At 70.7% G+C, this 24095-nt stretch carries 24 protein-coding genes; 8 read left to right on the top strand and 16 right to left on the bottom strand.

Annotated features, from left to right (window positions below):
- Positions 1–72: 72 nt before the first annotated feature.
- Positions 73–393 carry a hypothetical protein gene (locus ASF45_RS00255; RefSeq protein WP_156472755.1) on the bottom strand — a complete coding sequence of 107 codons (321 nt, stop codon included), beginning with the start codon at positions 391–393 and terminating at the stop codon, positions 73–75.
- Between the two features lie 188 nt (positions 394–581).
- Between ASF45_RS00255 and ASF45_RS00250 the strand changes: the two genes are divergently transcribed.
- Complete coding sequence (locus tag ASF45_RS00250) at positions 582–1793, top strand: MFS transporter (protein ID WP_056655118.1); 1212 nt, start codon at positions 582–584, stop codon at positions 1791–1793.
- On the opposite strand, the gene ASF45_RS00245 is transcribed toward ASF45_RS00250, so the two are convergent.
- From ASF45_RS00245 to ASF45_RS00235, 3 genes are read right to left on the bottom strand one after another with little or no spacing between them, the layout of a single operon-like run.
- Entirely contained in the window at positions 1769–2641 is an 873-nt protein-coding gene (locus tag ASF45_RS00245) for an oxaloacetate decarboxylase (protein ID WP_056655115.1), read from the bottom strand. The genes ASF45_RS00250 and ASF45_RS00245 overlap by 25 nt on opposite strands.
- Positions 2638–3597: a tripartite tricarboxylate transporter substrate binding protein gene (locus tag ASF45_RS00240; protein ID WP_056655112.1), complete on the bottom strand. Its 960-nt coding sequence runs from the start codon at positions 3595–3597 to the stop codon at positions 2638–2640. The genes ASF45_RS00245 and ASF45_RS00240 overlap by 4 nt, the downstream gene beginning before the upstream one ends.
- A 34-nt stretch (positions 3598–3631) precedes the next feature.
- Positions 3632–4750, bottom strand: coding sequence for a TauD/TfdA family dioxygenase (locus tag ASF45_RS00235; RefSeq protein WP_056655108.1), 1119 nt, complete (start codon positions 4748–4750; stop codon positions 3632–3634).
- 89 nt (positions 4751–4839) lie between these two features.
- On the opposite strand from ASF45_RS00235, the gene ASF45_RS00230 reads away from it, so the two are divergent.
- On the top strand, positions 4840–5721 hold the full coding sequence (locus tag ASF45_RS00230) for a LysR family transcriptional regulator (protein WP_056655105.1): 882 nt from the start codon (positions 4840–4842) through the stop codon (positions 5719–5721).
- Between the two features lie 20 nt (positions 5722–5741).
- Here the strand turns inward: ASF45_RS00230 and ASF45_RS00225 are convergent, their stop codons facing one another.
- Complete coding sequence (locus tag ASF45_RS00225) at positions 5742–6908, bottom strand: acyl-CoA dehydrogenase family protein (protein WP_056655102.1); 1167 nt, start codon at positions 6906–6908, stop codon at positions 5742–5744.
- 192 nt (positions 6909–7100) lie between these two features.
- On the opposite strand from ASF45_RS00225, the gene ASF45_RS00220 reads away from it, so the two are divergent.
- Positions 7101–7595 carry a DUF6321 domain-containing protein gene (locus ASF45_RS00220; RefSeq protein ID WP_056657326.1) on the top strand — a complete coding sequence of 165 codons (495 nt, stop codon included), beginning with the start codon at positions 7101–7103 and terminating at the stop codon, positions 7593–7595.
- 71 nt (positions 7596–7666) lie between these two features.
- Positions 7667–8170 (top strand): TspO/MBR family protein, encoded by a 504-nt coding sequence (locus tag ASF45_RS00215; RefSeq protein ID WP_235580774.1) that lies wholly within the window; start codon positions 7667–7669, stop codon positions 8168–8170.
- Positions 8171–8177: 7 nt separating this feature from the next.
- On the opposite strand, the gene ASF45_RS00210 is transcribed toward ASF45_RS00215, so the two are convergent.
- From ASF45_RS00210 to ASF45_RS00190, 5 genes are all read right to left on the bottom strand, one after another.
- Entirely contained in the window at positions 8178–9161 is a 984-nt protein-coding gene (locus tag ASF45_RS00210; protein WP_056655098.1) for a tripartite tricarboxylate transporter substrate binding protein, read from the bottom strand.
- 95 nt (positions 9162–9256) lie between these two features.
- A complete protein-coding gene (locus ASF45_RS00205; RefSeq protein ID WP_056657323.1) occupies positions 9257–9685 on the bottom strand; it encodes a VOC family protein in 429 nt (142 codons plus the stop codon).
- 88 nt (positions 9686–9773) lie between these two features.
- Positions 9774–11276, bottom strand: coding sequence for a tripartite tricarboxylate transporter permease (locus ASF45_RS00200; protein ID WP_056655095.1), 1503 nt, complete (start codon positions 11274–11276; stop codon positions 9774–9776).
- Position 11277: 1 nt separating this feature from the next.
- The gene (locus ASF45_RS00195) at positions 11278–11784 is read right to left on the bottom strand and encodes a tripartite tricarboxylate transporter TctB family protein (RefSeq protein WP_369802087.1); all 507 of its coding nucleotides are present in this window, start codon (positions 11782–11784) and stop codon (positions 11278–11280) included.
- A gap of 9 nt (positions 11785–11793) precedes the next feature.
- Positions 11794–12753 carry a tripartite tricarboxylate transporter substrate binding protein gene (locus tag ASF45_RS00190; RefSeq protein ID WP_056655090.1) on the bottom strand — a complete coding sequence of 320 codons (960 nt, stop codon included), beginning with the start codon at positions 12751–12753 and terminating at the stop codon, positions 11794–11796.
- A gap of 131 nt (positions 12754–12884) precedes the next feature.
- Between ASF45_RS00190 and ASF45_RS00185 the strand changes: the two genes are divergently transcribed.
- Together ASF45_RS00185 and ASF45_RS00180 are read left to right on the top strand one after the other, a co-directional pair.
- The gene (locus ASF45_RS00185; protein WP_056655086.1) at positions 12885–13550 is read left to right on the top strand and encodes a response regulator transcription factor; all 666 of its coding nucleotides are present in this window, start codon (positions 12885–12887) and stop codon (positions 13548–13550) included.
- Positions 13550–14953 carry a sensor histidine kinase gene (locus tag ASF45_RS00180; RefSeq protein ID WP_056655083.1) on the top strand — a complete coding sequence of 468 codons (1404 nt, stop codon included), beginning with the start codon at positions 13550–13552 and terminating at the stop codon, positions 14951–14953. The genes ASF45_RS00185 and ASF45_RS00180 overlap by 1 nt, the downstream gene beginning before the upstream one ends.
- A gap of 26 nt (positions 14954–14979) precedes the next feature.
- Here ASF45_RS00180 and ASF45_RS00175 read toward each other — a convergent pair whose 3' ends face one another.
- Positions 14980–15351: a PilZ domain-containing protein gene (locus ASF45_RS00175; protein WP_056655079.1), complete on the bottom strand. Its 372-nt coding sequence runs from the start codon at positions 15349–15351 to the stop codon at positions 14980–14982.
- Positions 15352–15503: 152 nt separating this feature from the next.
- On the opposite strand from ASF45_RS00175, the gene otnI reads away from it, so the two are divergent.
- Together otnI and ASF45_RS00165 are read left to right on the top strand one after the other, a co-directional pair.
- On the top strand, positions 15504–16295 hold the full coding sequence (otnI, locus tag ASF45_RS00170) for a 2-oxo-tetronate isomerase (RefSeq protein WP_056655078.1): 792 nt from the start codon (positions 15504–15506) through the stop codon (positions 16293–16295).
- Between the two features lie 102 nt (positions 16296–16397).
- Entirely contained in the window at positions 16398–17660 is a 1263-nt protein-coding gene (locus tag ASF45_RS00165; RefSeq protein ID WP_156472753.1) for a glycosyltransferase, read from the top strand.
- A 52-nt stretch (positions 17661–17712) separates the two neighbouring features.
- Here the strand turns inward: ASF45_RS00165 and priA are convergent, their stop codons facing one another.
- From priA to ASF45_RS00140, 5 genes are all read right to left on the bottom strand, one after another.
- Complete coding sequence (priA, locus tag ASF45_RS00160) at positions 17713–19818, bottom strand: primosomal protein N' (RefSeq protein WP_056655073.1); 2106 nt, start codon at positions 19816–19818, stop codon at positions 17713–17715.
- A 353-nt stretch (positions 19819–20171) separates the two neighbouring features.
- Positions 20172–21257, bottom strand: a complete 1086-nt coding sequence (gene hemE / locus ASF45_RS00155) for a uroporphyrinogen decarboxylase (RefSeq protein ID WP_056655070.1) — start codon at positions 21255–21257, stop codon at positions 20172–20174.
- Between the two features lie 32 nt (positions 21258–21289).
- Positions 21290–22009, bottom strand: coding sequence for a hypothetical protein (locus tag ASF45_RS00150; RefSeq protein ID WP_056655067.1), 720 nt, complete (start codon positions 22007–22009; stop codon positions 21290–21292).
- 4 nt (positions 22010–22013) lie between these two features.
- A complete protein-coding gene (gene thiL, locus ASF45_RS00145) occupies positions 22014–22970 on the bottom strand; it encodes a thiamine-phosphate kinase (RefSeq protein ID WP_056655064.1) in 957 nt (318 codons plus the stop codon).
- A gap of 1 nt (position 22971) precedes the next feature.
- Positions 22972–24090, bottom strand: coding sequence for a YbdK family carboxylate-amine ligase (locus ASF45_RS00140; RefSeq protein ID WP_056657319.1), 1119 nt, complete (start codon positions 24088–24090; stop codon positions 22972–22974).
- Positions 24091–24095 lie beyond the last annotated feature (5 nt).

Raw genomic sequence — 24095 nt, 5'->3', positions numbered from 1 at the left:
CCACTATGACAAGGCCGTGAACCGAACGGCAGCGCATTTGCAAGTAGTTGTGTCGCGCTGTGGCGCCGGACCTCAGATGTCCACCGGCACCTTGAGCCTGGCCACCGGCACCAGGCCTTGGTCGCCGTCTTCGTAGACGATGTAGACGGCGCTGGAGACGCGGCTCCAGCAGGCGGTGTAGCGCTGGCCCTGCAGCGTGGCCGATGCGGTGCGGAACAGGGCGCGCTCGGCCGGGGCGATGCGCTGGAGCACGGCCGCGTTGCTGCAGGCCGCATCGGTCAAACGGATCGAATCCTGGCCTTCGTTGACGACCAGGTCCTGCGCCTGGGCGCCTGCGGCTGCCAGGCCGACCACGGCCGCGAACAGCACGGGAAGGGAAGCGGTATGTCGCATGGTGTCCTCCGGTGGTGCGCGGCGGGCTGTCGCGCCATGGATTCATTCTGGTCGGCACGGACCGCAGCGCTGTAGGACGCGGCGCGTTGTGCGGCACGCCGTTGGCGAAGCCCGGTGTCCGACGCCGCGCATGGACCGGCACGGCGGCCGACTTGGGGCAACATCGGCGGCTTCGCCTGCCGCCCACGATGCCTGTTCTTCCCGCCGCTTCCGTCCGTCCGGTCTGGCTCACCGCCAACCTCGTCGCGCAACTGGCCCTGGGCCTGTTGGCCATGACCATCTGCCTGCCCTCCATGCAGCAGTGGCCGGCCGAGTTCGGCGCGAGCCAGGCCCAGGTGCAGCTGGGCTTTGGCGGCTACGTGGCGGCCTACGGCGTGTTCCAGCTGGTCTACGGCGCGGTGTCCGACCGCATCGGCCGCAAGCCCGTGCTGCTGGCCGGCCTGTTGCTCGCGCTGGCGGGTTCGCTGGCCGCGGCGCTGGCGCCCAGCCTGGCCGTGCTCAACCTCGCGCGCGTGATGCAGGGCGCGGGCTGCGCGGCCGGCATGGTGATCGGCCGGGCCATGGTGCAGGACCTCTTCACGGGCTCCGAGCGCACGCGCGTGATGGCCTTCATCGGCATGATGATGGGCCTGTGCCCGCCCACGGCCATGCTGCTGGGCGGGCAGGTGCATGCGCGCTGGGGCTGGCAGGCCAATTTCCTGCTGATCGCCGTGCTGGCTGCGGGGCTGCTGGTGGCGGCCTGGCGCTGGCTGCCGGCCACGCCGCCGCCCGTGCAGGCCCGGGGCGCCAGCGTGGCGACGCTGCTGGGCGGCTATGCGCGGCTGGCGCGCGAGCGCTCCTTCGTGCTGTACGTGGGCATCCTCGCGATGACGGCCGGCACCTTCTATACCTTTCTGGGCGGCGCGCCGCTGGTGCTGGCCAGCTACGGCGTGGGACCGCAGCAGATGGGCCTGTACATCATGACGCCGCCGGTGGCCTATGTGGTCGGCAACCTGCTCACGCAACGGCTGCTGCATGCGGGCCGCAGCGACCGCTTCCTCATGAACCTGGGCCAGGCCGTCACGCTCAGTGGGCTGGTCACGGTGCTGGTGCTGGGCCTGGCCGGCCTGCACCATCCGTTGGCGCTGTCGTTGCCCATGCTGGCCATGGGCATCGGCCACGGCCTGCTGCTGCCGCCCACGCTGATCGGCACGGTGGGCCTGGTGCCGGCGCTGGCCGGCTCGGCGGCGGCCGTGGCCGGGCTCATGCAGCAGCTGACTGGCGCGGTGGGCGGCTTCGCCGTGAGCCTGGTGCCCATGGACGGGCCGGTCTGGCTGGGCGTGCTGATGCTGGGTTGGGCCGGTGGTGGGCTGCTGGCCCAGGCGCTGCTGCTGCGTCAGCGCGCGTTGGGATCGGCGTAGATCTGGCCCTGGGCCAGCAGTTCGGGCGTGCCGATCACGCCGTTGAGCTGGTCGAAGTCCAGCATGCGCTCGCGCAGCGCGGCCGTGCTGCCGTCGGCCTTCAGCTGGGCGAAGTACTGCTGCAGGCCGGCCGCGACGAAGCGCGCGGTGCCGCCCGGAAAGATGGCGATGCGAAAGCCGATCTCGCCGAGTTCGCCGGCGCTGCCGATCGGCGTCTGGCCGCCCTCGACCATGTTGGCGAGCATGGGCGTGCGGCTGGCGAAACGCGCGCAGGCCTGCTGCATCTGCTCGCGCGAGCGCAGCGCCTCGATGAACAGCGCGTCCACGCCGCATGCCAGGTAGGCTTCGGCACGCTCGAACGCGGCGTCCAGGCCCTCGACCGCCACGGCATCGGTGCGCGCCAGAATCAGTGTCTCGGGCGAGCGGCGTGCATCCAGCGCGGCATGCAGCTTGCCCTGCATTTCGGCGGAGGACACCAGCGACTTGCCGGCCAGGTGGCCGCAGCGTTTGGGAAAGTCCTGGTCTTCGAGCTGGACCATGGCGGCACCGGCGCGCTCGAAGTCGCGCACCGTGCGCTGCACATTGAGCGCATTGCCGTAGCCGGTGTCGCCATCGACGATGACGGGCAAGCGGACGCGGTCGGTGATGCGGGCTAGCACGTTGGCCGTCTCGCTGGCCGTCGTCAGCCCGATGTCGGAGCGGCCGAGCTGGCTGTAGGCCACGGCACCGCCCGACAGGTACAGCGCCTCGAATCCGGCCTGCTCGGCCAGCAGCGCGGTCAGCGCGTCGTAGACGCCGGGGACCAGCAGCGGCCGGGGCTCGGCCAGGCGTTCGCGCAGCGTCGTCATTCTGCTTTGGCGCCGGTGGCGGTGACGATCTTGGCCCAGCGCGAAATCTCACTCTGCACGAAGGCGCCGAACTCAGCTTGGCCGCGCGACATCGCGATCAGGCCCTCGTGGCGGAAGCGCTCGCGCAGCGCGGGCGACTGCAGCGCCGCCTGCACCGCCTGCGCCAGGCGCTGGGTCTCGGCCGCGTCCATGCCGGCTGGGCCGAACACCCCGTACCAGGAACTGAAGTCGAAGCCCGACAGCGTCTCGGCGATGGTGGGCACCTGCGGGAACTCGGCCACGCGCTGCAGGCTGGTCACGGCCAGCGCCTTGACCTTGCCGGCCTTGAGCAACTGCTGCACGCTGGCCACGCCCGAGATCACGAGCTCGATCTGCCCGGCCACGACCTCCTGCAGCGCCGGCCCCGTGCCCTTGTAGGGCACGCTGGTGATCTGCAGGCCGGCGTCGAGCTTGAGCACCTCGCCGGCGAGGTGGTTGGAGCTGCCCAGGCCGGCGATCGCGATGTTGAGCTTGCCCGGCTTGGCCTTGGCCAGCGCGATGAGCTCGGGCAGCGTGTTGGCCGGCAGCGCGGGGTGGGCAACCAGGATGCCGGGCAGCGAGGCCACGCCCGCGATGGGCGTGAAGTCGCGCACCGTGTCGAACGGCAGCTTGTCGTACAGCGAGGGGTTGATGACGTGGCTGGTGTAGCTCAGCAGCAGCGTGGCACCGTCGGGTTGGGCCTTGGCCACGGCCTGGGCCGCGATGTTGCCGGCTGCACCGGGCCGGTTGTCCACGATGAACTGGCGGCCCATGCGCGTGCTGAGTTCCTGTGCCAGCGCACGTGCCACGATGTCGGTGCCGCCGCCCGGTGTGGCGCCGACCAGCAGCCGGGTCACGGCGGGCTGGGCCTGCAGGCCCGTGGTGGTGGACAGGGCCAGCATGCCACCCAGGGCGCCCAGCAGTTCGCGTCGTTGCATGTCTCGTACTCCGTGGAATCGTTGTCGCTGTGCTTCAGGCGCTGGCGGTGTCGCGCGTGACCAGGGGGCGCCAGGGCCGCCAGGCCATGCCCAGATCGGCCGCCTGGCGTTCCTCGTAGGCCAGGAACTCGGCCGTGATGGCGCTGCCGCGCACGCCGCCGCGCACGCTGCCGGCACGGCGATCACCGTAGTACTCCTCCCATTGCGGCGGCAGCGGCTGCGAGGACGGCACGGCCAGCCACAGGCGCAGCAGGTGGCGCTTGCGGTCGGGCGTGTCGAAGTCCTCGAACGGCGTGCGCGAGTGCAGCGTCACGTAGTTGTTGAGCAGCTGCAGGTCGCCTTGCTCCAGTTCCATCGAGTAGCAGAGCTTGTCGCTGGGCATGAGCTGGTCCAGCAGGTCGAGCACCTCGCGTTGGGCGGTCGACAGGCGCGGCACCTCGTCGAAGTCGCGCTGCGCGGCGTCGGTGTTCTTGCGGTTGGTGCGGGCGCAGAACCAGTCGGGGTCGTCGCCGACGATGGGGCAGCGGTAGTAGGGCGGCTGCACCGGGTCCTGCGTGCCCTGGTAGCTGTGGTACCAGTCCTGCTGCAGCACGGGCACCAGGTCGGGCCGCAGCCGGGCCACCTCGTCGCGCAGCGCGATCGAGCTGATCACCTTGCTGGTGCCGCCGCTCTTGGCGGTGCGCCGGCAGAGCAGCGCCACCACGTCGCAGGAGTCCTGGTGGAAGTCCAGTCCGGCGTTGGTGTTGTAGCCGCGGCCGCCCTTGACCTTGTAGTCCGCGCCGGTGTCGCGCACGTCGTTGATGATCTCGCTGGCGCGGTTCTGCGTGCGCGCCGTGCCCATGTGCAGGCCCATGCCCCAGTAGGCCAGGCGGGTCTGCGCTTCGGTCCAGCGGTCCACGCCGAAGCCCTTGAGCAGGCACATGCCCCAACGGCCCTGGGTGGTGGCGATGGCGCGCTCCAGCACGGCGCGCGAGGCCGGCGGCAGCGGGAAGTCGGCGCGCGTCATGGCCAGCAGCGGCTTGGCGGCGGCCTCGGCGTGGGCCAGCGCGGCGTCGAAGCCGGCGGCTTCCTCGGAAGTCATGTGGATGGTCCAGGACAGGTCCTGCGCGGCGTCGCGCGCCAACCAGGCGCTTGGCTTGTTCTCTTGGCTCATGCGGTCTCCAGTGGGGATGGCCATGAGTCTAGGTTTGAGCATCGTCAAGAAAAAGCGATGATTGTTGAATTGGAACGTCAAGGAATTTGATGAAGATCGAAGCTTTCTCCACGCTCGATGCGGTGCTGCGCACGGGCAGCTTCGCCAGTGCCGCGGCCGCGATGAACCTCACGCCAAGTGCTGTCAGCATGCAGATGAAGCAGCTCGAGCAGTACCTGGGTCAGCCGCTGTTCGACCGTTCCGGCCCACAGGTGCGCCCGCGCGTGGCGGCGTTCGATGTCGCCGCCGCCATGCGCGGCGGGCTGCAGCGGCTCGACGGCCTGCGTCGGCGCCCCGGCATCGAGATCGAAGGCGTGCTCCGCTTGGGCGTGATCGAGTCGCTGCTGCCTTCGTTGTTGCCCGGCACGCTGTCGGCGCTGCGCGCGCAGCACCCGCGGCTCGCGGTGCGGCCGGTGCGCGGGCGCAGCGCCACGCTGATCGCAGGCGTCAAGGCCGGCCAGATCGATGCGGCCGTGGTGGCCATGCCGGCCAAGGGCGGCAGCGAGCAGCTGCGCTGGTGGCCGCTGGCGCGGCGCGAGCTGGTGCTGATCGCGCCGCCAGATGCCACCGAGTCCAGTGCCACGGCCCTGCTGCGCCGGCACGACTGGATCCGCTACGACCGCAACACCGTCACCGGTGCGATGGCCGCCCGCCATGTGCTGTCGCTGGTGCCCGACAAGCGCGGCGTGCTGGAGCTGGATTCGGCACCGGCCATCGTCGCCATGGTCAGCGGCGGCCTGGGCGTGGCCATCATCCACCTGCTGGACGGCACCCTGCTCACGGCCTATCCGGTGCGCGTGCTGCGACTGGGGCGCAATGCGCCGGTGCTGGAGCTCACGCTGGTGACGCGCAAGGCGGCCGACGACGACCGCGGCCTGGCGGTGCTGCGCGAGCGGCTGGTCGAGCAACTGAAGGCGACGGCACGGCCGTAGCCGCCCGCAGACGGGTCAGCTCAGCGCAGGCCGCGCCGCGCGATGGTCTTGGCCATGCTCCAGCGGTGCACCTCGCTCGGGCCGTCGTAGACGCGGAAGGCGCGCATGTCGCGAAAGATGCGCGCGACGATGGTCTCGTCCGAGACGCCGCTGGCGCCCAGGATCTGCACCGAGCGGTCGACCACGCGCCACTCGGCCTCGGAGCACAGCACCTTGGCCACGCTGGATTCGTGGCGGCCCTTCTCGCCCTGGTCCAGCACCCAGGCGCAGTGCCAGATCGCCAGCCGCGCGCTGTGCAGGTCCATCTCGTTGTCGGCCAGCATGAAACCCACGCCCTCGTGCTCCACCAGCGGCTGGCCGAAGGCCTGGCGCGTCTTGGCGTACTCGCTCGCCACGTCGTGCGCGCGGCGCGCCTGGCCCAGCCAGCGCATGCAGTGCGTGAGGCGCGCGGGCGCCAGGCGGATCTGCGCGTAGCGGAAGCCCTGGCCCAGCTCGCCCAGCACGTCGGTGGCCGGCACGCGCAGACCGTCGAAGCGCACCACGCCGTGGCCGCCCGTGAAGCAGCTGTCCAGCGCGTCGATCTGGCGCTCGATGACGATCTCTTTCTGGGCCATGTCGGCCAGGAACATGGTGGCGCTGCCGTCTTCCATGCGCGCCATGATGATGGCGAAGCCCGCGCCCGTGGCGCCCGTGATGAACCACTTGGTGCCGGTGATGACGTAGTCGTCGCCGTCGCGCACGGCCAGGGTCTGCATCATCGACGGGTCGGAGCCCGCACCCGGCGGCGGCTCGGTCATGCAGAAGCACGAGCGCACGCTGCCGTCGATCAGCGGCTGCAGCCAGCGCGTCTTCTGCGCGGCCGTGGCCACCACTTCCATCAGGTGCACATTGCCTTCGTCGGGCGCGTGGATGTTGAGCGCCACCGGGCCCAGCGGCGAGTAGCCGGCTTCCTCGAACACGATGGCCTTGTCCACGTGCGACAGGCCCAGGCCGCCGTGCTCTTTCGATGCGTGCGGCGTCAGCAGGCCGGCACGCTTGGCGCGCGCGACGAGCTCGTCGCGCAGCGCCTCGTGCGGGCCGTGGTGGTCCTGGCGCGGGTCTTTCTCCAGTGGAATCACCTCTTCGGCGATGAAGCGGCGCGTGCGCTCCTGCAGTTCCTGTTGCAAGGGCGAGAGGCTGAAATCCATGTTTGGGCGTTCTGGGGTTGACGGTGCGCGAGCCTAGCGCAGCGTTGCGCGGCGGCCGTGTCACATTGGCTACCCGCACCGGCGCGGCTGTCACGTCGGCGGCATCCCACGGCCGTCGCAGCCGCCGACGCACGTTCACGGCGGCCGCGGCGGTGCAGCATGGGCCGATCGCATTGCACGAGGAACATGGCCATGGCACGCGCCCACCACGATGAAGAACCCTGGAACCAGCCCGCGCCGCGCGGCACGCACCGCCAGCCGCTGAGCCCGGCGGCCAAGGCGTCCGCTCGCAAGCATGCGCGCGCCGCCGGCCGCCCCTATCCCAACCTGGTCGACAACATGCAGGCGGCGAAGCGCCAGAAGACGCGCGATCCCAAGGGCGGCCTCACGCCGGCCGGCCGCGCCGCGTTCAAGCGCAGCGACGGCGCGCACCTGAAGCCCGGCGTGACCAAGCTGGTGCGCGACATGACGCCCGAGGAGATGCGCCGCAAGGGCAGCTGGGCCATGCGCTTCTACGGCCGCGCCGAACTTCCGCCGCTGCGCGATGCGCATGGCAAGCCCACGCGCTTTGCGTTATCGGCCCATGCCTGGGGCGAACCGGTGCCACGCACCGAAGCGGCTGCGCGCCGCATCGCCGCGAAGGGCGCACGGCTGCTGGCCCGCTACAAGCGCCTGCGCGACCACTGAGGGCCTGCCCGCAGCCGCGCGCCACGCCTACAGACGTCGTCGGGCGCCGCAGGCATCATGGGGCGATGCCCTTGCCACCACCCCCAACTGCGCGCACCCGACACCCCTGGCTCGGACTTCTGGGCTGGCTGTTGCTGTGCTTTGCGGTGGCTGCGCTGGGCGCGCTGGCCTCGCGCGATGCGCCCGGCTTCTATGCACAGCTGAACCGGCCGGACTGGGCCCCGCCCGCCAGCGTGTTCGGCCCGGTCTGGACGCTGCTCTACGCCATGATGGCGGTTGCTGCCTGGCAGGTGTGGCGCCAGCGCAGCTGGGGCGGCGCGGCCGTGCCGCTGGGCCTGTTCGTGGCGCAGCTTGCGGCCAATGGGCTGTGGAGTTGGCTGTTCTTCGGCTGGCGGCTCGGCGCGCCGGCCTTCGCCGACATCGTGCTGCTGTGGGTACTGCTGGCGGCCACGCTGGCCGGCTTCTGGCGTATCCGGCGCAGCGCCGGCCTGCTGCTGCTGCCCTACCTGGTCTGGGTGACGTTCGCCACCGCGCTGACCTGGTCCGTGTGGCAGCGCAACCCGCAACTGCTCTGAAGACCTGTCACTTCTTCACGTCGATCTTGGCCAGGATGCCCTTGAACATCTCGCGGTCCGCCAGGATCTGCTTGAGGAACAGGTCGCCCTCGGCGTACGAGTAGCCCAGGTTGGCGCGCTCCAGCGTCTCGCGGAAGGCCGGCTCGGCCGCCGCGGCGCGTGCCATGGTGCGCAGCTTGGCCACCACCTCGTCGGGCGTGCCCTTGGGCACGACCAGGCCGCGCCAGGCACCCACGGTCAGGTCGATGCCGCGCTCCTTGAGCGTGGGGGTGTTCGCGAACAGGCCCGGCATGCGCGCATCGGCCATCACGGCGAGCACGCGCAGCTTGCCGGCGGCCACGTGCTGGGCGACCTCGCCGGGGCTCACGGTCACGGCATCGAGGTGGCCGCCGAGCAGGCTCAGCACGGCCGGATTGCCGCCCTGGTAGGGGATGTGCGTGAAGCGCGTGCCGGTCTTTTCCTCCAGTGCCAGCGCGGCCACGTGCCAGGCGTCGCCGGTGCCGGCGTTGCCCACGCGGATCTTCTCGGGCGCCTGCTTGGCCGCGGCCAGGAACTCCTCGATGCTCTTCCAGGGCGCATCGGCTGCCACCGTGATGGCCGAGGGGTCGTTGTTCAAGCGCGCGATGAAGCTGTAGTCCTCCACCGTCACCTTGGTCAGGTTCAGCGCGGGCAGGATCGCCAGGTTCACGCTGATGACGCCCATCTTGTAGCCATCCTTCTTCGACAGGGCCACATCGGTGAAGCCGATGGAACTGGCCGCGCCGGGCTTGTTGACGACGACGATGGGCTGGCTGAAGTGGGTGCGTGCGGCCTCGGAGAAAGTGCGTGCCACGGCGTCGGTGCCGCCGCCGGCCGCGGCCGAGACCACGAGTTCGACGGGCTTGTTGGGATAGTCCTGCGCCAGGACGGGCAGGGCGGCGCAGAAGACGGCGCTGCAAGCCAGGCCGAGCAGCAGATGGCGCCGCGCGGGCGCTCCAGAGAGATGGGTCATGAAACCTTCAGCGGTGCACTGGCACAGCGCCAGCGGGCTGCGAGTGTCAGCGCTGAGGTACGGTATGCAAGTCCGTGGGAACCCGCGGTTCCTGTCTAGAACGTGACGACCACCGAGGGCACGTTGCGCTGCGCCTCGCCGTGGAACACGGCCTCGATGTTGTTGCCGTCCGGGTCGAGTACGAAGGCGCCGTAGTAGCCCGGGTGGTAGGGCCGCTCGCCGGGGCCGCCGTTGTCGCGGCCGCCATGGGCCAGTGCCGCCTTGTGGAAGGCGTCGACGGTGGCGCGGTCCTTGGCCTGGAAGGCCAGGTGGTGGCGTCCTGTCAGCTCGCCCTGGGCTGCCTCGCTGCTGGCGGTCGAGACGAACAGCTCGTCGGCCCAGAAGTAGTCCTCGGCCGTGCCGCCCAGCGGGATCTCCAGCACCGCGAACACGGCGGTGTAGAAGCGCCGGCTGGCGTCGAGGTCGCGTACCACCAGCTGGATGTGGTCGATCAGCCGGCCCCGGTGCAGTTGATTGGTCTCCATCATTCGCTCCTTGGGAAAAGGAAAAGCCGGCAGCGTACGCCCGCCAGGGGGCACGGTGCCGGCTTTTCCCGCAGCGAGAGCGGGGATTTCAGGCCGCCTTGCGCCGCCCCATCCACTGCACCACGCGCGGCAGCACCAGCACGGCCAGCACCACGACCAGCAGCGCCAGCGACATGGGCCGCTGCAGGAACACCATGGCGCTGCCTTCGCCGATGGACACGGCGTTGCGCAGCTGCGCCTCGGCCAGCGGGCCCAGGATCATGCCGACCACCACGGGCGCGGTGGGGAAGGCGTAGCGCCGCATCACCACGCCCAAGAGGCCGATGCCGAACAGCAGGAACAGGTCGAACGCGCTCTGGCGCATGCCGTAGGCACCCACGGTCGAGAAGATCAGGATGCCCGCGTACAGCTGCGGCTTGGGGATCTTGAGCAGCTTGACCCACAGGCCCACCAGCGGCAGGTTCAGCACCAGCAGCATGAGGTTGCCGATGTAGAGCGAGGCGATCAGCGCCCAGACCAGCGCGGCCGAGGTGGTGAACAGCTGTGGGCCGGGCTGGATGCCGTAGTTCTGGAACGCGCCGAGCAGGATCGCCGTGGTGTTGCTGGTGGGGATGCCCAGCGTCAGCAGCGGGATCAGCGCGGCCGTCACGGTGGCGTTGTTGGCGGCCTCGGGGCCGGCCACGCCTTCGATGGCGCCCTTGGTGCCGAACTCGGCCCTGTCGGCCGGATCCTTGGCCAGCTTCTTCTCGGTGGCGTAGGACAGGAAGGTCGGGATCTCGGTGCCGCCGGCAGGGATGCAGCCGAAGGGCGTGCCGATGGCCGTGCCGCGCAGCCAGGCCGGGACCGAGCGCTTCCAGTCGCGCGCGCTCATGTGCACGCGGCTGAGCTTGTTCTGCGACTCGACGACGCGGCCCTCGTACAGCACGGCGTAGAGCACCTCGGCCACCGCGAACAGGCCCACTGCCACCAGCACGATCTCGATGCCGTCCAGCAACTCGGGGATGTTGCCCACGTAGCGGCCCTGGCCCGAGATCTGGTCCAGGCCCACGCAGCCGATGGCCAGGCCGATGAACAGCGAGGCCATGCCGCGCAGCGTGCTCTGGCCCAGCACCGCGCTGACGGTGGTGAAGGCCAGCAGCATGAGCATGAAGTACTCGGGCGGGCCGAGCTTGACCGCGAACTCGGCCACGCTGGGCGCGAACAGCGTCACGACGATGGTGGCGATGGTGCCGGCCACGAAGGAGCCGATCGCCGCCGTCGCCAGCGCCGCGCCGGCACGCCCGCTCTTGGCCATCTTGTTGCCCTCCAGTGCCGTGACCATGGAGGCGGTCTCGCCCGGCGTGTTGAGCAGGATGGAGGTGGTGGAGCCGCCGTACATCGCACCGTAGTAGATGCCGGCGAAGAAGATCATCGAGGCCGTGACCTCGACCTTGCCCGTGATGGGCAGCAGCATGGCCACGGCCACGGCCGGGCCGATGCCGGGCAGCACGCCGACGGCGGTGCCGAGCGCGCAGCCGACCAGGCACCACAGCAGGTTGCTGACGGTGATGGCCTGGCTGAAGCCTTGCAGAAGGGCGTTGAAGATGTCCATGTCAGATCCAGCCCGTGTCCGTCAGGCCCGGCAGGTTGATCGCCAGGAATTTCGTGAACATCCAGTACACGGGCGCGGAGATCAGCAGGCCCGTGACGAGGTCCGTCGCCCAGGTGCGCGCGCTGCCCGCCACGGGCTGACCGGCCGCGCGGCGCAGACCCTGCACGGCCAGCACGTAGCACAGCGTGCAGCCCAGGATGAAGCCCAGGTGCTCGATCAGCGCCGCATTGAGCAGCAGGCCGGCCGAGATCCAGGCCAGGCCGCTCCAGTTCGGCGGCGGCAGGTCGGCGTCGTCCCCCATGTCGCGGAATCCGCCGCTGCGCGCCTCCCAGAGCAGGAAGGCGCCGCACAGCGTCAGCGCGCCCGCGCACAGCATGGGCAGGAAGTTGGGGCCCACGCCGCCGTAGCCGGCGTCCGAGGAGATGCCCAGCGCGCCCCAGCCCATGGCCAGGCCGGTCAGCAGCACGCCCAGGGCGACCAGCGTCTGCGGGCCGCGTTGATCGCTCACCGCCATGGCTCAGACCATCCCGGACTTGGCCATGATGGCGCGCAGCGAGGCGAACTCGTCGTCGACGAACTTGTCGAACTCGGGGCCGGCGAGCACGGCTGGAGTCCAGTCGTTCTTCTTGAGCGCCTCCTGCCAGGATGCGCTCTTCACCGCGGTCAGCACCATGTCGGTCAGCGCCTTGCGCTGCGGCGCCGACAGGCCTGGCGCGCCGTAGACGCCGCGCCAGTTGCCGATCACCACGTCGATGCCCTGCTCCTTGAGCGTGGGCACGTTGACGCCGGGCAGGCGCTGCTCGGAGGTGACGCCGATGGCGCGCATCTTGCCGTCGGCGATGTAGGGCGCGAACTCGCTCATGCCGCTGCCGCCGATGCTCACGTTGCCGCCCAGAATGGCGGCCGTGGCCTCGCCGCCGCCACGGAAGGCCACGTAGTTGATCTTGGAGGGGTCGACGCCGACGCGGCTGGCGATCATGGCCGCCGCGATGTGCTCGGTGGCGCCGCGCGAGCCGCCGCCCCATTTGACGCTGCCGGGGTCCTTCTTGAGCTGGGCCACCACGTCGGCCATGGTCTTGAACGGCGAGTTGGCCGGCAGCACGAAGACGTTGTATTCGCTGATCAGGCGGGCGATGGGCGTGGCCTGCGACAGGTTCACGGGCGGCTTGCCGGTGATGATGCCGCCCAGCATCACGGCGCCCATGACCATGAGCGCGTTGGCGTCGTTCTTGGAGCCGTTGATGAACTGGGCCAGGCCCAGCGCGCCGGCCGCGCCACCCTTGTTGTCGAAGCTCACCGTGTCGGCGGCCTTGGAATCCATGAGCGCCTTGCCAAGCGCACGGCCGGTGATGTCCCAGCCGCCGCCCGGGTTCGCGGGGATCAGCATCTTGACGTTGGGCGCGGCCAGCGCGTGCAGGGGCAGGGCGCCCGTGGCGGCGAGGGCGGCGAGGGACTTGAGGAAGGTGTCGCGGCGCATGCTTGCGTCTCCTGTTGGGTGTGTGAAAGAAGCGGCCGGCCATGGGCTGACCGGAAGCTGACGGCGTGGCTATGATGCGCCGCGCTCCTGTCAGTTGGCTGTCCACCGGCCTGGGGTAAACACCGAGAACCATGAAGCTGCTGCTGGTCGAAGACGATCCCGCGATGCAGGCCACGCTGCAGCGTGCGCTGGGCCGCAAGCAGATCGACGTGCGCGTCTGCGGTGATGGCGCTGCGGCGCTCGCGCAATGGCAGGCTTTGGCCCCCGACGTGGTCGCGCTGGACCTGAGCCTGCCTGGCCGCGACGGCCTGCAGGTGCTGGCCGATGCGCGTGCCGCCGGCCTGCGCACACCCGTGCTGCTGCTGACCGCGCGCGGCACCGTGGGCGACCGCGTGCTGGGCCTGAACGCCGGTGCCGACGACTACCTGCCCAAGCCCTTCGACCTGGACGAGCTGGAAGCGCGGCTGCGTGCGCTGCGCCGGCGCCAGGGCGGTGCGGACGAGCCCGTGCCCGAGGTCGGCGCGCTGCGGCTGGACCCGGCCAGCGGCGCGATCTACCTGCGGGGCGAGGTGCTGGAACTCACGCCGCGCGAGGCCGCGCTGCTGCGGGCGCTGATGGCCAGGCCCGGCCACGCCGTGGCCAAGGAGCGCCTGTTCGCGCTGGTGTTCCCGGGCGAGGCCGAGGTGCAGGCCGAGGCCATCGAGGTCGTGGCCTACCGGCTGCGCAAGAAGCTGGCCGGCAGCGGCGCCAGCCTGGTCACGCTGCGCGGCCTGGGCTACCTGCTCAAGCCCGATTGATGGCCCGCACCTCGCTGCGTTTCCGGCTGCTGCTGGGCCTGTTGCTGCCGCTCACGCTGTTCATCGTGCTCAACAGCATCAGCGTCTACCGCCAGGCGCTGGCGGCCGCCACCACGGCCTACGACCGCACGCTGCTGGCCTCGGCCAAGACCATCGGCGAGCAGCTCGACGTGCAGGGCTATGACGAGCTGGCCGAACTGCGCGCCACCGTGCCGTTCTCGGCGCTGGAGGCCTTCGAGGCCGACAACCAGAGCCGCATGTACTACCGCGTCTCGCGCCGCGACGGCGAGATGATCTCGGGCTTCGCCGAGCTGCCGTTCTGGCGCGGCCAGCTGCCGGCGCGCCCGCCCTATGCGGCGCTGGTGGACTTCTACGACGACCGCTTCCGCAACCTGCCGGTGCGCGTGGCCGTGCTGCTGCAGCCCGTGGCCAGCGAGCGCGGCCGCGGCATGGCGGTGGTGCAGGTGGCCGAGACGCTGGAACTGCGCGAGACGCTGGCGCGCCGGCTGCTGCTGGACATGCTGTGGCGCCAGCTGCTGCTGCTGGCCGTGGTGGCCGGCGCCACCGTGTTCGTGGTGCAGCGCGCCACGCGACCGGTGCGCGCGCTGGGCCAGGCCATCGAGGCGCGCGCGGCCGACGACCTGTCGCCGATCCGGGCGCCCGATGCGCCGCGCGAGCTGGCGCCGCTCATCGACGCGATGACCGCCGTCATGGACCGGCTGCAGCGCCTGCTGGACCACCAGAAGCGCTTCGTGCGCGATGCGGCCCATCAATTGCGCACGCCCCTGGCCGTGCTCAAGACCCAGGTGCAATCGGCCCGGCGCGGCGACGCACCGGCGCCGCAGGCGCTGGCCGAGATCGGCGCCACCGTCGAACGCGCCACCGTGCTGGCCAACCAGATGCTGTCGCTGGCCAAGGTGGAGCAGCTGCGCCAGCGGCCCGAGTTCGAACGCATCGACCTGGCCGAGGCGGTGCGCGACGTGGCGCTGGACCTGTCGCCGCTGCTGGCCGACAAGGGCCTGGACTTCTCGCTCGAGGTGCAGCCCACGCCGGTGCGGGCGCACCGCTGGATGCTGCAGGAACTCACGCGCAACCTGCTGCACAACGCCATTCGCCTGAGCCCGCCCGGGGCAGCGCTGCTGGTGCAGGTGCGGCCGCAGGCCGGGTCGGCGCTGCTGCGCGTGGCCGACGGCGGGCCGGGCATCTCGGCCGAACTGCGCCAGCGCCTGTTCACGCCGTTCGCGGCGGGCGACGTGGCGCGTGGCTCGGGTCTGGGCCTGGCGATCTGCCGCGAGATCGTGCAGACGCTGGAGGGCGAGATCGCGCTGGACAACCGCCTCGCCGCGGACGGGCAGGTGCTGGGGCTGGACGCCGTGGTGCGCCTGCCGCAAGCACCCGCGTAGACGCCGGGCGCGAGGCCGCAGCCTTCTCAGGCGCGAGCCGTGGCGACGGCGCGCAGCCGGTCTCGGCCCTCTGCGTCCTGCGGCAGGAAGGCCATGCCGATGCGGAAGTCACCCGGCGCTGTATAGGACGAGTACACCGCTTTGACCTCCAGCTTGAGCCAGTCTTCGTCGGGCCTGGGGCGCAGCAGCAGCGTGCAGCGCGAGCCCGGCGCGATCGGCCGGTCGGTGGAGAGCGACAGGCCCTCGGCGCTGAGATCCACGGTCGTGCCGCGGCGTTCGTTGCCTCCGGAGACCAGGATGGTGACCGGCCAGCGCAGCGCGTTGCGGGGCTGCAGTCGACGGCTGGGCTGGCCCGCGAAGGGGCCGGACAGGATGGACGATGGGCGGTGTTCTTGCATTGCGGCGGCAGGGCGGGCCCTTGGCGCAGCCAGTGCGTGGCCGTAGGGCGGTCCGTCCTGGGGCGCCATTATGCGGTGCAGCGCCGCCGCTGTTAAGCCGAGGCCGGCCAGTGGTACAAGACGCGCGCCACGATTTCCATTGGAGACACCCTATGCCCCGCTTCGCCGCCAACCTCAGCATGATGTACAACGAGCACGATTTCCTGGACCGCTTCGCGGCAGCGGCACAGGACGGCTTTCGCGGCGTCGAGTTCCTGTTCCCCTATGCATTCGCGGCCGGCGAGATCGCCGCGCGGCTGCACGGTGCCGGCCTGTCGCAGGTGCTGTTCAACGCGCCGCCCGGCGACTTCGCGGCGGGCGAGCGCGGCATCGCCGCATTGCCGGGCCGCGAGCAGGAATTCCGCAGCGGCTTCGCGCGCGCGCTGGCCTATGCCGAGGCGCTGCAATGCCCGCGCCTGCACGTGATGGCGGGCCTGGTGGCGCCCGACGCCGACCGCGCACGCATGCACGATACCTATTGCGCCAACCTGTCCTGGGCCGCAGGTGAGGCGCAGGCGGCCGGCCGCACGGTGCTGATCGAACCCATCAACGGCCGCGACATGCCCGGCTACTTCCTGCAGCGCCAGGACCAGGCGCATGCCGTCGTCGAAGCCGTGGGCGGCGCCGGTCTGGCGGTGCAGATGGACCTGTACCACTGCCAGATCGTCGAAGGCGACCTGGAGACCAAGCTGCGCCGCTACCTGCCGACCGGGCGCGTGGGGCACATCCAGATCGCCGGCGTGCCGGCGCGCCACGAACCCGACACGGGCGAGCTGAACTACCCACACCTCTTCGGCGTGCTGGACGCACTGGACTATGCGGGCTGGGTCGGTTGTGAATACCGACCTGCGAGCGGAACCAGCGCGGGCCTGGGCTGGCTGCGCGCTCTGGGCCAGGGACGGTAACACTTCACACAAAGCCGCTTCACCGTCGCGCACTGCTTGTGCTGTCTGCATGCAATGCATACATTTCGATAAATGTAACAACATGAGTCTGGAGTGGATGCCATGGCCATCTCAGCTGCGCTTTGTGGGGACGATGCCGTCCAGAAACGCCCCGCCTGGGTCGCAGAGCGGCGCCGTCCGCGCGTCTTGCTGGCCTGGGAGCATGGCCGCAATTTCGGGCGCCTGTCGCGGCTGCTGGCCGTCGCGCGCATGGTGGAACAGCAAGGCGGCGAGCCGGTCTGGGTGGTGCCGCGCAGCCAGCGCCATGCGCCGGCCCTTGCTGCGCTGTCGCAGCGCCGGGAGGAGGCGCCAGTGCTGGAGCAACAGACCTTCGGCCCGGACTTTCGCGCCGACTCCTTTGCCGATGTGCTGCTGGCCAGCGGCTTCGGCGATGCGGGCCGGCTGTTGGCGGCCGTCGATGGCTGGACCCGCATCATCGACATGCTGGCGCCCGAATGCGTGGTGCTGGACTATGCGCCGGCCGCGCAGCTGACCAGCCAGTTGCTGGGCCTGCCCGCCTTCCAGCTCACCAATGGTTTCGACGCGCCGCCGCCCGATTGCCCGCCCTACGCGGGCGTGCGCGCCGCATCGTCTCTGGGCCAGCGCACGGCCGAGCGCGTGGAGCGGCTGTCGGAGACCATCGCCCAGGTCGGGCAGCGCTTCGGTGGTCCGCACGCGAGTTCGCTGGCCCTGATCCTGCGCCACCCGCGTCGGGTGTTCGAGTGCATTCCCGAAACCGATCCCTATGGCCCGCGCCACGAGGGCCTGTGGGTGGGCCCCCTGGCCAGCCACCACGAGACCGTCGACGCGCCCTGGCCGGAAAGCTGGCAGCGCCGCCGCGTGTTCGCGCACCTGCGCACCGGCGCCGGTGCCAGCGCACTGCTGGACGAACTGCAACTGTCGGATGCGGTCACGCTGTGCGTCTGGCGCGACGCGCCGGACGAGATGCTGGCGCGCTACCGCCACACATCGGTGCGCGTGCTGCGCCAACCCTTGCACCTGGGCCGCGTGCTGGCGGATGCCGACGCTGTCATCAACCAGGGCTCGACCGCGCTGGTCAGCCACTGCCTGCTGGCCGGCAAGCCGCAGCTGATCCTGCCGGCCGATTTCGAGAAGCTCAAGGTGGCACAGCGCGTGGCGGCCTGCGGCGCTGCCGCGCTCTGGAATCCTGCCGAATGCAATGCGCGCGAGGCGCTGCGGCGTTTGCTGCACGCGCCGGCCCTGGGTGAGGCCGCGCGCACCATCGCGGCGCGTTACACGCCCGAGTGGTTCGCCGCGAACCGCAACCGCTTCGCGCGCGACCTGATCGGCCGCGTGGCGGTCTAGGGCTTGTGGACGCTACGGGTGGGGGGGGGCACGTCCGTAGCGTCAACAGGCCCTAGACCATCAGCGGGTCGACATCGATGGCCCAGCGCAGCACGCCCTCGATGCCGCCATCGCGCCGCGTGCTGTGCAGCACCGCCTGCCAGGCCGCGAGGAACTGCTGCAACGCGCTGCGCGAGGCGCTTTCAACCAGCATCTGCGCCCGCTCCACATTGGCCACGCGCTGCACTGCGGTCGGCACGGCGGGGTACACCAGCACCTGGTCGGCGCCTGGCAACTCCGTCGCCGCGCTGCTGGCCTGCGTCAGAAACGCCTGGGCCGCCTGCTGCGTGCGCGCATCGGCCCGCACCAGGGCCTGGAAGCTGAACGGCGGCATGGCGGCCTGCATGCGCTCGGCCAACTGACCGTCCGCGAACGCCGGGTAGTCGTGCCGGCGCAGTGCCGCGAACAGTGCGTGCTGCGGATGGGCGGTCTGGACCCACATCTCGCTCGCCGCGCCCTGGCTGGCGTCGCGGCCGGCCCGCCCGGCCGCCTGCATGAGCAGCGCGAACAGGCGCTCGGGCGCTCGGAAGTCGCTCGAGAACAACGCACCGTCCGGGTTCACGGCGGCCACCAGCGTGATGCGGCGAAAGTCGTGGCCCTTGGCGATCATCTGCGTGCCGACCAGCACGTCGACCGCGCCGGCATGCACCTGTGCCAGTTGCTCCTCGAGCGCGCCCTTGTGGCGCGTGCTGTCGGCGTCGATGCGCAGCACGCGCACGCGCCGGTCCTCGCCCTCGGCGCCGGGGCGCTCCATGCCCTCGAACAACTGCCCGAGATGCTCTTCGAGCCGCTCGGTGCCGCGGCCCACGGGTGCCAGGTCCACGTCGCCGCACTCGGGGCACGCGCGCGGCACGCGCTCGGCAAAGCCGCAGTGGTGGCAGCGCAGCGAGCGGTCGATCTTGTGGAACACGCGGTAGGCGCTGCAATGCGGGCACAGGCTCTTCCAGTCGCAGCTGCCGCAGGCCAGCACCGGGGCGTAGCCGCGCCGGTTCAGCAGCAGCATGGCCTGTTCGCCGCGCGCGATGCGTGCGCCGATGGCGGCCATCAACTGCGGTGCCAGCTGGGTGTTGCGCGGCTGTTGGCCCATGTCCACCAGGCGCACGGCCGGCAGCCGGCCGGCGCCGACGCGGCTGGGCATGGCGAGGCGCTGGTACTTGCCGCCTTCGGCCGTCGGGCGGCTGTGGTGCCAGCTTTCCAGCGAGGGCGTGGCCGAACCCAGCAGCACGCGGCAGGGCTGGCCGCTGTGCCGGCTTTCCAGGCGGCCGCGGTAGATGGCCAGATCGCGCGCCGAGTAGCGCGCGCCTTCCTGCTGCTTGTAGCTGGGATCGTGCTCCTCGTCGACGACGACCAGACGCAGCCCCGGCATCGAAGCGAACACCGCCATGCGCGTGCCCAGCACGATGCGGGCGCTGCCGGTGTGGGCCGCGAGCCAGCTGGCCAGGCGCTGGGCGGGCGTCATGCCGCTGTGCATGGAGACCAGCGCGTGGCGGCCAAATGCTGGCGCGAAGCGGGCCACGAAGCGCTCCTCCAGCTGCGGCGTGAGGTTGATCTCGGGCACCATGACCAGTGCCTGGGCGTGCGGATCGGCCACCACGGCTTCCTGCACGGCGCGCAGGTAGACCTCGGTTTTGCCGCTGCCGGTGCTGCCGTACAAAAGGAACGGGCCGTCCTCGGCCTGGATGCGCGCCAGCGCCTGCGCTTGCTCCTCGGTCGGCTCGGGCGGCGGCGCCTGGGCTTCAGCGGCGGCCGCGGCCTTGCGGCTCTTGCGCTGGAGACGGCGCTGCCATTGCACGGCGTCCAGCTCGCGCAGCTGCGGTGGCAGTGCGGCCAGCGCCACCTCGCCCAGCGCACGCTGGTAGTAGCCGGCGGCAAAGCCCACCAGCTGGCGCCAGGCCGCCCCCAGCGGGGCGATGCCTTCCAGCACGCTGGCCACGGGTTTCAGCTGGGCGCCTTCCGGCTGCGGCGCAGCATCCCAGACCACGCCCAGGGTTTCGCGCCGGCCCAGCGGCACCCGCACCAGCGTGCCGGGCTCCAGCGCCTGGTCGCAGCTGTAGCTCAGCGGGCCGGCCAGCGCACTGTGCGCCGGCAGTTGCACGACCACGGAAACGGTGAAAAGCATGCTAGGCGCGCACTAACCTGGGTTGTTGATGTGAACTCAAGGTTATGCCCTTAAGTTGTTGATTCAGAAGTTATTTGAAAGTCATCCCAGGAATCTGTGGATAACTTTGTTGATAGCTGGCCTTGGGCTTTCGCAATCCCTTGTCAGTCAAGGCTTCGCGGTCCATTGCCCGCAAATCATGCAAAAGACAGATTCTTTATAAATCAACAACTTGCATGGATTTCAGCGCGAGAGGAAGGCAGTACCTGCTGAGGCAGGGCCTGCCGCGCCGCATCACCGTTTTTGTGCATAAGTGGAAGCCGGTGCCAACTCTTTCGCAGCCGGCGACGTGTATGCAAAGCCCCAAGAATGTGTCAGTGGCGCAGCTGGCGCGAGTGGCTGTGGACGGCTTCCACCAGGGCTGTCACATGCTCGGGCGGCGTGTGCTGACTGATGCCGTGGCCCAGGTTGAAGATCTGCGTCGGCCCCTGCCCCGGGCCCTGGTGCGGTGGGCCGAAGCTGTCCAGCACGCGGCGGGCCTCGGCGGCCACAGCCTGCGGCGGCGCGAACAGCACGTTGGGATCGAGGTTGCCCTGCAGTGCCTTGCGGTTGCCGACGCGCGCGCGCGCCTGGCCCAGGTTCACGGTCCAGTCCAGGCCCAGCACCTCGCAGTCGAGTTCGGCCATCTGGTCCAGCCAGACGCCGCCACCCTTGGTGAACACGATGCGCGGGATGGTCTGGCCGTCGTGCGTGGTCTTGAGCTGGCGCAGCACCTGCTGCGTGTAGGCCAGGCTGAACTCCTGGAACGCGCCGTCCGCCAACACGCCGCCCCAGCTGTCGAACAGCATCACGGCCTGGGCCCCGGCCTCGATCTGGGCGTTCAGGTAGGCGGCCACCGCCGTGGCATTGATCTGCAGCATGCGGTGCAGGAGGTCGGGCCGGCCGTACAGCATGCTCTTGACCAGGCGGTAGTCGTCCGAGCCCTGGCCTTCCACCATGTAGCAGGCCAGCGTCCAGGGGCTGCCGGAAAAGCCGATCAGCGGCACGCGGCCGTTGAGCGCGCGGCGGATGGAGGTGACCGCGTCGAACACGTAGCGCAGCTTGTCCATGTCCGGCACCGCGAGTTGGGCCACCGCCGCCTCGTCGCGCACCGGCGTGGCGAAGCGCGGGCCTTCGCCCAGCGCGAACGACAGGCCCAGGCCCATGGCGTCGGGCACGGTCAGGATGTCGCTGAACAGGATGGCGGCGTCCAGCGGGTACCGCTCCAGGGGCTGCAGCGTGACCTCGGTCGCGTAGTCCGGGTTGGTGGCCAGCCCCATGAAGCTGCCGGCCCTGGCGCGCGTGGCGCGGTACTCGGGCAGGTAGCGGCCCGCCTGGCGCATCAGCCAGATCGGCGTGTGGTCGGTGGCCTGGCGCAGGCAGGCGCGCAGGAACTGGTCGTTCTGGAGCGGGGCAAACATGGGGCGGGATTGTCGCCCACCGCCCTGCGGGCTCAGCGCACCGGCAGGAACTGGAAGAACTGGCCGCCCAGCAGGCTCTGCACATAGCCGATGGCGGCGCGCCGCAGCTTCTCGGTCAGGTAGGCCGCCAGCAGGTCGAGCCGGCCGATGATCTTGCCGAATTCGCGCTCGAAGCTCAGGTTGCGCTCCGCGGCGTTGATCTCGTCGGCCAGCAGCAGGGGCTGGCCGGCGCTGTTGCGGCGCTGGGCCAGCAGCCAGGCGGCGGCCTCGACGTTGCGCGCCGCGTTGTGCAGCAGCTGCGGCTCCAGGCCATCGAGCAGATTGAAGCTGGTCTTGCCGCCGTGGGCCGTGATCAGCATGTCGGCCGTGGCGTAGACGAAGGCGTTCACGCGGTCCCCCACGAAGTCGGGCTGCAGTGCCAGCGCCATGGCGGCGATGTCGCGCCTGCCCTGCAGCGAGGCCGGGGGCTGGGCCATGCGGATGGCCGCGGCCAGGTTGTCGAGCGCGGCTTCGCGGCTGGCCTGGCCGGCGCGGCGCCATTCGGCCGGGTTGCGCCGGTACAGCTTGTCGGCCAGCAGCATCAGGCTGGCCAGGTTGTCGCGCATGGCCAGCGTGGCCATGCGGTTGGTGTCCGACTGCACGGCCTCGCCGGCCGAGGCCGGCTCGCCGCGCGCGCTGCCGCGCGTCTGTGGCGGGCTGGTGCAGGCCGCGGCACCCAGCGGCAGGGCCAGCAGCAGCAGGCGGCGTTGCATGGGGTCAGCCGAAGTGGTCGAAGGAGCCGAAGCGCTGGTCCAGCGGCTGGCCCTGGGCATCGACGACCTGCACGCCAGGCGCGGCCGTGGTGCTGCCGATGCGCGTGACCTGCACCTGGGCCTGGGCGACCGCGCCCTTGACCTGACCGCGCGCCGACGGCGGCGCCGTGAACACGAGCTCGTAGTCGTCGCCGCCGGCCAGCGCGAAGTCCAGCCGCTGGGCCGGTGAGAGGGGGGCGTCGGCGCAGCCCATCAGGCCCAGCGCGGCGGGTGCCTCGATGCGCGCGCCCAGGCTGGACGCCTTGAGTACATGGCCGAGGTCGCCGAGCAGGCCGTCGCTGACGTCCGCGGCCGCCGTGGCCACGCCGCGCAGCGCCAGGCCCAGCGCCACGCGCGGCGTGGGCATCTCCATGCGCGCGCGCGCCTGCGTGAACACCTGCTGCGGCATGGCCAGGCTGCCGCGGAACACCTCGAGCGCGAGCCGCGCATCGCCGACCGTGCCGCTCACGTAGATGTCGTCGCCGGCCCGCGCGCCCGAGCGCAGCAGGGCCTGGCCGCGCGGGACTTCGCCGAACACGGTGATGCAGATGTTGAGCGGGCCGCGCGTGGTGTCGCCGCCCACGAGCTCGCAGCCGTGCGCATCGGCCAGCGCGAGCAGGCCTTCGGAGAATGGCCCCAGCCAGGCCGCATCGGCTGCGGGCAGGGCCAGTGCCAGCGTGAAGGCCAGAGGCTTCGCGCCGCAGGCCGCCAGGTCAGACAGGTTCACGGCCAGCGCCTTGTGGCCCAGCGCCCGCGGGTCCACGGTGGACAGGAAGTGCCGGCCCTCGACCAGCATGTCGCTGGAGACGGCCAGCTGCATGCCGGGGGCGGGCTGCAGCAACGCGCAGTCGTCGCCCACGCCCAGCGCAGCGCGCTGCACAGGCCGCTTGAAGAAGCGCTCGATGAGGTCGAACTCCCCCATGTCAGCCTTTTCGGAAGCGCTCGGCGGCCTGGCGCACGACTTCGGCCAGCAGCCGCTCCTCACCCTGCCGCTCGCGCAGCCAGCGCGCGTCGTTGCGGCTGGCCTGCACGTCGGCGCGCAGCAGTGCCAGTCCGTTCTCGGCGCCGAGTTCGCGGGCGTGCGGCGCGATGCGGTCCATGGTGGCCAGGATGTGCTCGCGCAGCGCCATGTGCTCGCCCGTGGCCGGGTCCACGTAGACCGCATCCAGACCGAAGCGGCAGGCCTGGAAGCGGTTGTAGGTGTAGACCAGGTAGTCGTCGTCGGTCGGTACGAAGGGCTTGTCGTGCATGCACCAGGCGGCCAGGCTCTGCACGTAGGCGGCCAGTGCGGCGGCGCGCTGCACCGTGAGCGGCGTGTCGAACACGCGGATCTCGATCGTGCCGTACTCGGGCTTGGGCCGGATGTCCCAGTAGAAGTCCTTCATGCTCTTGACGACGCCGGTGCGCGTCATCTTGGCGAAGTAGTCCTCGAAGGCATCCCAGGTCAGCGCGAACGGCGCGCGGCCCGACAGCGGGAACGCGAACACCGAGTTCAGCCGCGCCGAGTCGAAGGCCGTGTCCTGCCCCTGCACGTAGGGCGAGGAGGCCGACAGCGCGATGCAATGCGGGATGTAGCGCGACATCTGGTGCAGCGTGACCAGCGCGGTGTCGGCATCGGGGCAGCCGATGTGCACGTGCTGACCGAAGATGGTGAACTGCTTGGACAGGTAGCCGTACAGCGCCGAGAGCTCGCGAAAGCGCGGCTTGTCGTAGATGCGCTGCTGGTGCCATTGCTGGAAGGCGTGCGTGCCGCCCCCCAGGATGGCGATGTTGAGCTTGTCGGCGCAGGCGACGAGCGCGTCGCGCAGCTGCGTGAGCTCGTCCAGCGCCTGGCCGGCGCTGGTGCACACGCCGGTGGAGATCTCGATCATGCTGGAGGTCATCTCCGGCACCACCGATCCCGGAAGCCGGCGGCCGGCCATCAGGCGCAGCATGTCCTCGGCATAGGGCGCAAGGTCGTAGTTGTGCGTGTTGACGAGCTGCAGTTCCAGTTCCACGCCCAGCGACAGGGCCGCCGAGCGGCCGAAGGGTTCCAGGCCAATCGCGG

Source organism: Pseudorhodoferax sp. Leaf265 (genome assembly GCF_001422365.1).
Lineage (GTDB): Bacteria > Pseudomonadota > Gammaproteobacteria > Burkholderiales > Burkholderiaceae_C > Pseudorhodoferax.
This window is presented reverse-complemented; position numbering and strand designations above follow the sequence as displayed.